The organism is Pseudomonas sp. 44 R 15 (assembly GCF_900004965.1).
GTDB classification, from domain to species: domain Bacteria; phylum Pseudomonadota; class Gammaproteobacteria; order Pseudomonadales; family Pseudomonadaceae; genus Aquipseudomonas; species Aquipseudomonas orientalis_A.
This window is the reverse complement of sequence record NZ_CVTU01000119.1, coordinates 1-1786: the sequence shown is the minus strand read 5'-3', so window position 1 is coordinate 1786 and position 1786 is coordinate 1. Positions and strand designations below refer to the sequence as shown.

1 protein-coding gene is annotated in these 1786 nt (G+C 56.1%); it reads left to right on the top strand.

Going from position 1 to position 1786, the window contains the following annotated elements; translation table 11 throughout:
• The first annotated feature begins 195 nt into the window (after window positions 1-195).
• A protein-coding gene (locus BFP93_RS27950) for an IS3 family transposase (RefSeq protein WP_218061229.1) occupies window positions 196-1748 on the top strand; the annotation gives its coding sequence in 2 pieces (ribosomal slippage) (window positions 196-658 and window positions 658-1748; 1554 coding nt in all).
• The last annotated feature ends 38 nt before the right edge of the window (window positions 1749-1786 follow it).

Here is a 1786-nt window from a genome sequence, read left to right as displayed (position 1 = left end):
ATGGGCCATCCATGGCCCAGTGCGGCTAACCCGGCGTCCTGCCGGGTTACCCACGGATTCAAGCCTGCGTTCGGCCAGCGTGGTTTAACGGGGCACCTGAGATCAAGATCAAAAGCAGATCAGCCCCCGGTGTCAGGGTAGTTGTCGTGTCCCCCGCTTTTTGAAAAGCATTCCGGGGGCGGCAAGAGTATGGTCATGCCTTTCTATTCAGAAGAACGTAAAGCTGCGCTGCTGAAAATGATGCTTCCGCCCCTGAGTCTCTCGGCGGCGGAGGTCGCTCGGCGCGAGGGTTGCAGCGATATGTCTCTCCATTATTGGCGCAAACAAGCTGCCGCCAGAGGAACGCAATTGTCCGATGCCAAGCAACCGGCCGAAAATTGGTCCGCCGAGTCCAAGCTGACGATCATCATAGAAACAGGTTCGCTATCGGAACTGGAGGTCGGTGAGTACTGCCGACGAAAAGGTATTTTTCCCGAGCAAATAACCGATTGGCGCAACGCTTTTATTGCCGGCAGCACGAAACAGTCAACCGCGAAAACTGCAACCTCCGGACAGTCACGGGATGATAAAAATCGTATCCGTGAACTTGAGCGTGAGCTGCGCCGCAAAGATGCAGCTCTGGCTGAAACAGCGGCCTTACTGGTACTACGAAAAAAGCTCAATGCCTACTGGGGGAGCGACGACGAGGCCAACTGACCTTGTTGCCAGAACGGTATTTACTCGTTGATTGGCTTAATGAAGCCATTCTGGCGGGCGCCCGCAGGGCGCCTGCTTGTCAGGAGGTAGGCATTTCACTGAGGACGCTGCAACGCTGGAGCTTGCCGCAAGAACTCTTGGCAGATGGACGCACGACGACGCTAAGGCCGATACCGAGTAATGCACTCAGTGAGCTTGAACGACAAGGCATCGTGACCCTGTGCAACAGCAAAGCCTATGCGCACCTCCCGCCAAGCCAGATCGTGCCGCAATTGGCCGATGAAGGAAGATATGTAGCCTCGGAGTCGACTTTTTATCGTGTGCTGCATGCGGCAGGTCAGCAGCATCACCGGTCCAGAGCCAAGCGGCCGCATCGCCATGAGGCACCGACCACTTACGCAGCGACTTCAGCTAACCAGGTATGGTCGTGGGACATCACCTACCTGCCGTCCCCGGTTCGTGGGAAATTTTACTACCTCTATCTGATCGAAGACATCTACAGCCGAAAAGCCGTGGGCTGGGAAGTTTATGAAGCAGAGAGCGGGGAGAAGGCAGCAGCGTTGCTGCAACGAAGCGTGACTCAGGAGAAGTGCTGGCGCCAGCCGCTGGTGCTTCACTCGGACAACGGAGCACCGATGAAATCGGTGACGTTACTGACCAAGATGTATGACCTGGGCATCACACCGTCTCGCGGTCGACCACGGGTTAGCAACGACAACCCGTACTCGGAATCACTGTTCAGGACACTGAAATACTGCCCGCAGTGGCCACAGGCGGGGTTTACCAGCCTGGAAGATGCGCGTATCTGGGTGAGGGATTTTATGACCTGGTACAACACTGTGCACCGTCATAGCCGGATCCGCTTCGTAACACCGGCTCAACGTCATGAAGGAAAAGACCGAGAAATCTTGGCTCGTCGAGATGCGACATACCGGCAGGCCAGAGAGAAAAGACCGGAACGATGGTCAGGAGAGACACGCAACTGGAACCCTATCGGGACGGTGTATCTGAACCCCGAAAGGGAGCTGACCGTGGTAATAAAAGTCGCGTAGCGCGACGGTGGACGCGACAACTACCTTGAAAAACGCCG